The organism is Bradyrhizobium sp. WSM4873, from assembly GCF_055811355.1.
Map to the genome: position 1 here is coordinate 46,613 of NZ_JBVVPS010000042.1, position 7,804 is coordinate 54,416.

At 64.8% G+C, this 7,804-nt stretch carries 6 protein-coding genes; 2 read left to right on the forward strand and 4 right to left on the reverse strand.

Annotated features, from left to right (window positions below):
* Positions 1-163 precede the first annotated feature (163 nt).
* On the forward strand, positions 164-1,357 hold the full coding sequence (locus tag AC0L21_RS33750) for an ABC transporter substrate-binding protein (RefSeq protein ID WP_473265970.1): 1,194 nt from the start codon (positions 164-166) through the stop codon (positions 1,355-1,357).
* A 159-nt stretch (positions 1,358-1,516) separates the two neighbouring features.
* Here AC0L21_RS33750 and AC0L21_RS33755 read toward each other — a convergent pair whose 3' ends face one another.
* From AC0L21_RS33755 to AC0L21_RS33770, 4 genes are read right to left on the reverse strand one after another with little or no spacing between them, the layout of a single operon-like run.
* Positions 1,517-1,903, reverse strand: coding sequence for an MAPEG family protein (locus AC0L21_RS33755; protein WP_473265971.1), 387 nt, complete (start codon positions 1,901-1,903; stop codon positions 1,517-1,519).
* A gap of 27 nt (positions 1,904-1,930) precedes the next feature.
* Complete coding sequence (locus AC0L21_RS33760; RefSeq protein ID WP_473265972.1) at positions 1,931-3,013, reverse strand: lipocalin-like domain-containing protein; 1,083 nt, start codon at positions 3,011-3,013, stop codon at positions 1,931-1,933.
* Positions 3,003-5,465, reverse strand: coding sequence for an FtsX-like permease family protein (locus AC0L21_RS33765; RefSeq protein WP_473265973.1), 2,463 nt, complete (start codon positions 5,463-5,465; stop codon positions 3,003-3,005). Before AC0L21_RS33765 ends, AC0L21_RS33760 begins: the two co-directional genes overlap by 11 nt.
* Positions 5,462-6,115, reverse strand: coding sequence for an ABC transporter ATP-binding protein (locus tag AC0L21_RS33770; protein WP_473265974.1), 654 nt, complete (start codon positions 6,113-6,115; stop codon positions 5,462-5,464). The genes AC0L21_RS33765 and AC0L21_RS33770 overlap by 4 nt, the downstream gene beginning before the upstream one ends.
* Positions 6,116-6,260: 145 nt before the next feature.
* Here AC0L21_RS33770 and AC0L21_RS33775 point away from each other — a divergent pair, with 145 nt between their 5' ends.
* Positions 6,261-7,607 carry an MFS transporter gene (locus AC0L21_RS33775; protein ID WP_473265975.1) on the forward strand — a complete coding sequence of 449 codons (1,347 nt, stop codon included), beginning with the start codon at positions 6,261-6,263 and terminating at the stop codon, positions 7,605-7,607.
* Positions 7,608-7,804: the final 197 nt, after the last annotated feature.

Consider the following 7,804-nt stretch of genomic DNA (forward strand, 5'->3'; position numbering starts at 1 on the left):
AACCACTTTTTGGGAGTATGGGTCCCGGCCTTCGCCGGGACGACACCGCTTCTTTGACGCACACCTCCATACTAACGGCCTAGGCCGAAATGGATGGGCACCGCCGGGGTTCTTCACTAGTATCCGCGCGATTTCAAAACAGAAAACTGCTGGGAGCTAACACATGAAATCAGCCCTTTTGGCCGCTGTCGCAATTTCGGCTTTGCTGCTGACCGCGCCGGCCTCTGCGCAAGGCGTCAAGATCGGCATCCTCAACGACCAGTCCGGCGTCTACGCCGATTACGGCGGCAAATGGTCCGTCGAGGCCGCCAGGATGGCGATCGAGGATTTCGGCGGCGAGGTGCTCGGCCAGAAGATCGAGCTGGTCACCGCCGACCACCAGAACAAGCCGGATCTCGCCACCTCGATCGCGCGCCGCTGGTACGACGTCGAGAACGTCGACATGATCACGGAGCTGACGACCTCATCGGTCGCGCTCGCGATCCACGAGCTCTCCAAGGAAAAGAAGAAGATCGACATCGTCGTCGGCGCTGCGACCTCGCGCCTCACCGGCGATGCCTGCCAGCCCTATGGTTTCCACTGGGCCTATGACACCCGCGCGCTCGGTGTCGGCACCGGCGGCTCGCTGACCAAGGCCGGCGGCGACACCTGGTTCTTCCTCACCGCGGACTACGCCTTCGGCTACGCGCTGGAAAAGGACACCAGCGAGATCGTCGCCGCCAATGGCGGCAAGGTGCTCGGTTCGGTGCGCGTGCCGCTCAACTCCTCGGACTTCTCCTCCTTCCTGCTCCAGGCGCAGAGCTCGAAGGCGAAGATCGTCGGCCTTGCCAATGCCGGCCTCGACACCACCAATTCGATCAAGCAGGCGTCCGAGTTCGGCATCGTCTCCGGTGGCCAGAAGCTCGCGGGCCTCTTGATGACGCTCGCCGAAGTGAACGGCCTCGGCTTGCAGGCCGCGCAAGGCCTGGTGCTGACCGAGGGCTATTACTGGGATATCAACGATCGCACGCGCCATCTCGGCGAACGCTTTCTCAAGCGCACCGGCCGGATGCCGAACATGATCCAGGCCGGCACCTATTCGGCGACGCTGAGCTATCTCAAGGCGGTCAAAGCCGCCGGCACCAAGGATCCGGATGCGGTCGCCAAGAAGCTGAAGGAGCTGCCGGTCGACGACGATTTCGCGCAAGGCGGCAAGGTGCTCGAGAACGGTCGCATGGTCCACGACATGTATCTGTTCGAGGTCAAGAAGCCCTCGGAATCGAAGAAGCCTTGGGACTATTACAAGCAGCTCGCGGTCGTTCCCGGCGAGAAGGCGTTCTTCACTGCCAAGGAGAGCGGCTGCCCGCTGACGAAGTAGGTCTCTCTATGTCGTCCTGGCGAAAGCCAGGACCCATTACCCCGATAGCGGCTTGTTGAAACAAGCAGTGGCCACGATCGTGCCCATAACCACGCCCTGTGGTTATGGGTCCTGGCTTTCGCCAGGACGACGGCGGGGAGAGTCGTCGCAGCCCGCCCCTCACACCAGCCGCAGCACCGCCGCTCCCAGCGCCCCGGCCCACAGCGCAATGGCCGCGATACCCTGAATAAAAAATCCCGGGCCGCGTTTTGCGGCGGCCTTCGAATAGCCGATGAAGTAGACGATGCGGCCGACGATCCAGAGCGCGCCGATCGCCGCTGCACCGGCATCGCTGATGTAGATCGCAAACAGCCAGAGCGACGGCAGGAAGATCGGCATCCATTCCAGCGTGTTCATCTGGATTCGGAACGCGCGCTCGAAATCCGGATGGCCCGACATTGCTGGCACCTTGACGCCGGTTCTGGTGCGCGCGCGCGACACGTTGATGGTGATGAAGAAGTAGAACAGGATCGCCAGCAGCGTGACGAGGGCGGTGAGGTGATACATCGCTAGTTCCTTCGAAGAAGTCCCGGTTCAATACCCCGTCAGCTCGAGATAGCCAACGCCGTGATGCGTGCCGGCAAAGCTGATCGGCCCTTCCCAATAGGAAAAACCGGTCCCCATCCACGCCTTTGGATTGAGCGGCTTGCAGAGGATCGAGAACGACCGCGAGGGGATCGCGATCTGCCACTCCACCGGCAGCTTGCGCCCGGCCACCTCAGCCGTCGCCGTTGGAATCATCTGGATGTCGTCGCCCGCAATCATGTGCGTGTCGCCTGTGGCGCTGATCCAGTTGCCGAATGGATAGTCCTTGCCGTCCTTCTGGCGCAGCCGGTACAGCATCAGCTTGTCGCCGGATGACAGATGCAGCGACAGCCAGTCCCAGCCGGTCTGGTCGGCGTCGAGCGGCTGGCTGCTCCATTCGCGGTCCATCCAGGCCTGGCCGGAAACATCGACCGGCCTGTCGTCGATGGTGAGCGTGCCGCGGGCGCGATAGAACGGCTGGCTGTAATAATAGGAGGCCTGTCCGCGCTCCGACTTGCGGCTGTAGCCGCGATCGCCCTCCAGCACCACGGGACGATCGGCCTCCAGCGTCAGCGCGTAACCGAAGTCGGCGCCCGAGGCTTTCAACGTCAGCGGCGCCAAGGTGCGATCCTCGGTGCGCTCGGATCCGTTCATCGCCCAATCGTCGATCCAGGCTGAGAACGGTTTCGCCGTGACGCCGGCCTGTCCCACGCCGCCGCGGGAAAACAGCTCGCTGAAACGATGGGTGTCGGCGCGCGTCACCGCGGCGTGCGCCATCCACACCTGCTGATTGGCCCAACCTTCGCCCTGCGGCCCCGGCTGTGTCGCCTGCCGGAACAGCGTCCATTGCAGGCCGCACGCCGCGCCGCTGCTATCGACGAGATTCGCCGTGAGATACCACCACTCGATGCGAAACCCCGGATGCGGTCCATGATCGTCCGGAAAGACGAACGTCTTCCCGGGCGTTACCTTCGCAAAGCCATCGGCCGTCTCGCCGAGCCCGGCATAGCCTTGTGCGCCCGCGCGGCGGACAGCCGCGAGCGCGGCGATGCCGCCGGCGAAGGTGCGCCGCGAGATCCTGTCAGCGCTCATTGGCAAACACCTTGACGAGGCTCGCCGGCTGCATCCGGGCCAGCCGGATCATCGGCAGCAGGGCGGCAAGCAATGAGGCGAACAGCGCGACCGCGACCAGCTCGACCAGTTGCAGCGGAAAAACATGGAATGGCAGGCGCCAGCCGAACGCCTTCACGTTGACGATCGCGATCAGGCACCACGCCACCAGCAGCCCGAGCGGCACCGCCAGCAGAGACGTCAAGAGCGCGACCGACAGCGTCTTGGTCAATTCGATCGCGGCAAGGCGCGGCCTTGTGATGCCGATCGCCCAGAGCGGCGCAAGCTGCGGCAGGCGCGAGTTCGCCAGCGTGAGAAGGCTGGTCAGAAGCGCGATCCCGGCGACGCCGAGCGTGAACGCGTTCAGCGCCGAGGTCACCGCGAAGGTGCGGTTGAAGATCCGGATCGATTCCGCTTTCACCGTCGCCTGGTCGGCGACGCTGCGATCGTCGAGCGCAAACTGCTTCTGCAGCGCCGCGATCAGGCCGGGGATATTCTCCTTCGCAACGATCAGGCCGATGCGCGTCTGCGGCGTTTGCGGAAACTGCCGGATCAGTGCCGCGACGTTCACCGCAAGCTGTCCCTTGGGATTGCCGTAGTCGGCATAGATGCCGACGATGTCGAGCTCCCAGGTCGCCCCCGGCGCCGGGACTTCAACGACATCGCCAACGCGGACGTTGAGGCGGCGGCTCAGTTGCTCGCTGATGAACGCCGCATTGCCGGGCACGAGCCGTGTCCAGGCCCGCGGCGCGGCTTCCAGCAGCGGCCAGCGCTCGCGATAAAGCGCATGATCGGGCAGACCGAGCAATTCCACCGGCTGCCCCTGTACCTGCGCGTCGGCGCGTCCGCCCGACAGGATCGCCTCGACATCGCGGCGCTCCTTCAGCCAGTTGCGGATCGCGACGCCTTTCGCATTATCGGAGGCGCTGATGTAGACGTCGGCTGCGAGCCGCCCGTTGAGCCAGCCGACGAAAGTGCGGCTAAACGTTTCCACCATGGTGGACACCCCGACATTGACGGCGAGCGCGAGCAGCAGCGCCATCAGCGCCAGCGACAAACCCGAGAGCTGCTGCCGGCTGTCCGCCCAAAACCACAGGGCGAGCGGCCTCCGCGCCAAACGCTGCCCGGCCAGCAGGATGAGTTCGAGGAACGCGGGCAGGATCAACGCGGCGCCGAGCATCAGCGCCGCCAGCACGCTAAAGCCCGCGATCAGCGATTGCCCGTACTGGAGCAGCAACAGCGCGACCGCGAACACGGCGCAGGCAGCTCCGCTTTGCAGGATCAGCCAGCGGCGCTGCCTCTGTTGCCAAGCGCGCGGCTGCGCGGTCGTCAGCACCGGCATCCTGATCGCCTTGATCAGGCTGGTCGCCGCGGCAACAAGCGCGCCGGCAATGCTGATGCCGATGCCGGCGAGCCACCATTCAGGTCGCAGGCTGAGCTGCCCCGGGATCTGCGCGCCATAGAGTCCACGCAGGGATGCTGCGACGTCCGGCAAGAGCGCGGCCGCAATGAAATAGCCGCAGGCAAGCCCGATCAGGCCTGCGACCAGCGCAAGTGCCACGAGCTCGACCACCAACACGGTGTTGACCAGTCGCGCCGAGGCACCGCAGGCACGTAGCGTGCGCAGCATCGGCAGCCGCTGCTCGAAGGCGAGACCGACGGCAGAATTGACGATGAAGAGGCCGACGAAGAACGACAACAGGCCGAAGGCGGTGAGGTTGAGGTGAAAGCTGTCGGTGAGGCGCTCCAGCTCAGTCTCCGCATCCGGCTCAACCCGCTGCAAGCGGTCGCCGACGACGCTCGCCAATGGCGCAGGCTTGCCCTTCGGTTTGCCGATCAGAAGCCGCGAGATCTGGTTCGGCTTGCTCAGCAGCCGCTGCGCCACGCCGATATCGACCACGAGCACGTCGGGCACGAGCTGCGGCAGCACGCGCAGCGGCGGCAGTTTTGCCCCGTTGCTGATCGCTGGTGCCGCACCCTCCTGCTCCTGCAAGTCGATCAGGGTTTCCTTCGCCACCAGCGTCTGGCCCGGCGGCGCGACGAAGCTGCTTAGATCGGCGGCGCCGAGCCGAGGTGCATTGCCGACGTCGACAGGCAGCGTCACCGGCTCGATGCCGAGCAGCCGGACCGAACGGCCGTTGACCTGGACCCGTCCCTCCAGCATCGGCGAGACTGGCCAGCCGGCGCGGCGCAGCTTGACGAACAGCTCCTGCGGAAAGGTCGCGGCATCAGGCGCGACCAGCATCGGCGTCCGCGCGCCGCCGAAGGTTGCCGCGGCGCGGTCATAGGCGTTGCGGGCCTGCTGGTTGATCGCCTGCACGCCGCTCCACAGCGCGGTCGCCGCGATCAGCCCGATCAGGAGCGTCGCGAACTGCATCTTGTGGCGCCGCCAATGGCTGAGCAGCACCGCGAGGACCCAGAGCGCGCGCCTCATGCGATCCGCCCGACATGCAGATTGACGTGGCGATCGAGTGTCGCGGCCAGATGCAGGCTGTGCGTCACCATCAGAAAGCCGCAGCCGGTGCGCGTGACGAGGTCGCGCGTCAGGGCCAGCACATCCTCCGCGGTGGCCTCGTCGAGATTGCCGGTCGGCTCGTCCGCCAGCAGCAATGACGGCTTTGTCGCCAGCGCTCGGCCGATCGCGACCCGTTGCTGCTGTCCGCCCGATAATTGTTCTGGATAACGCTTGAGCAGGCCGCCAAGCCCGAGGCGTTCGATCAGCTCTTTATACCAGGCTGCGTCGTATCGGCCCGCGATCCGCGCCTGAAACACCAGGTTATCCCCGACCGACAGGCTCGGGATCAAATTGTACTGTTGAAACACCAGGCCGATCCGGTCGCGCCGCAGGCCCGCGCGGCCCGCATCAGACAGCTTGGTGATTTCGGTGTCTTCCAGTCGGATCGTGCCGCCATCAGCGTCATCGAGCCCTGCGATCAGGTGCAACAGCGTGCTCTTGCCGCTGCCAGATTCGCCGGTCAGTGCGACGCGTTCGCCGGCCTTGAGGTCGAGATCGACGCCGCGCAGGACATGGACCGGCTCACCGGCCGAAGAGAACGTCTTGGAGAGGTTTCGGATGCTCAGCACGATGAATGGCGCCGGACGGAATTAGCGGAATTGCTGCGTAGCACACTTGCTGCGGAAATGCCGGGTTGCGTTGCTATTGAAGCCGTTGTTAGCTCCTAAGAGGACCACATCAAAAAAGTGCCAAAAAGGGACGACGGGGAGAACGATGAGCGCTCAGGCAACGCAGTCCGCGGCGGGCAAGATCACGGGGACATCCACGGGAACGCCCAGGGAAACACCAAAGGGTGCCTGGACCGTCACGTTTCTCCTGTTTCTTTTCATGCTGGTGAACTTCGCCGACAAGATCGTCGTTGGTCTTGCGGGCGTTCCGATCATGACCGAGCTGAAGCTCGAGCCCGAGCAGTTCGGCCTGCTCGGCTCGTCGTTCTTCTTCCTGTTCTCGATCTCGGCCATCGTGGTCGGCTTCATCGTCAACAAGGTACCGACCCGCTGGGTGCTGTTGACCCTCGCGGTGATCTGGGCGCTGACGCAGTTTCCGATGGTCGGCACCGTCTCTTTCACCACGCTCCTGATCTGCCGCATCGTGCTCGGCGCGGGCGAAGGCCCGGCGGCCTCGGTGGCGATGCACGCGGTCTACAAATGGTTCCCCGACGAGAAGCGCACGATGCCGACCGCGATCCTGTCGCAGGGTTCGGCCTTTGGCGTGATCCTGGCGGTGCCGGCGCTGAACTGGATCATCGTCAACCATTCCTGGCACTATGCGTTCGGTGCGCTTGGAATCGTCGGCCTGATCTGGGTCGCGGCCTGGCTCGCGCTCGGCAAGGAAGGCCCGCTGGACACCCACGCATCGGCCGTGGTCGAACCGAAAATACCCTATCTCCAGCTCCTGACATCGCGCACCTTCATCGGCTGCGTGACCGCGACCTTCGGCGCCTATTGGGCGCTGTCGCTCGGGCTCACCTGGTTCACGCCCTTCATCGTCAAGGGCCTCGGCTTCTCGCAGTCTCAGGCGGGCTTCGTGTCGATCCTTCCCTGGGTGTTCGGGGCGACCATCGTCATTCTCACCGGCTGGATCTCGCAGGTGATGCTGGCACGCGGCTACACGTCGCGGATCTCCCGCGGCGTGCTCGGCTCGGTGCCGCTGATCGTCGGCGGCCTGATCCTCGCGATGATGCCGCATGTCCAAGGCGCGGGCCTCCAGATCGCCCTGCTCGTGGTCGGCTCGGGCCTGTGCGGCGCGATCTACGTCGTCTGCCCACCCATGCTCGGCGAGTTCACGCCGACGTCGCAGCGCGGCGCGGTTCTCGCGATCTACGGCGCGCTCTATACGCTTTCGGGCATCATCGCGCCGCTGGTGATGGGCAGCGTGATCCAGCGCGCCGGCAGCATGCTCGACGGCTACATGACCGGCTTCACCATCAACGCTGCGATCATGGTCGGCTCCGGTGCGCTCGGGCTGCTCCTGCTCTGGCCCAACACGGAAAAGGCCAGGCTGACCGGTGGAGCTACGCCGCAGGCCGCGCCGCTGAAGAGCGTGGTGTCGCCGACGTAAGGGGCGGTTAACGCGTATCACAAATACAACTGTCGTCCCGGCCAAGGCCGGGACCCATAACCACGACTTTTGGTTTGGCGAAGACTAGCCATGACCAGTTCGCGCCACGACTACTTGAGTGCGTATGGGTCCCTGTGTCTTGGAAGTCTGTCAGGATGAGGGTGGGCGGGAAGCCGTTGGGTCCTTGGCGCTTGACG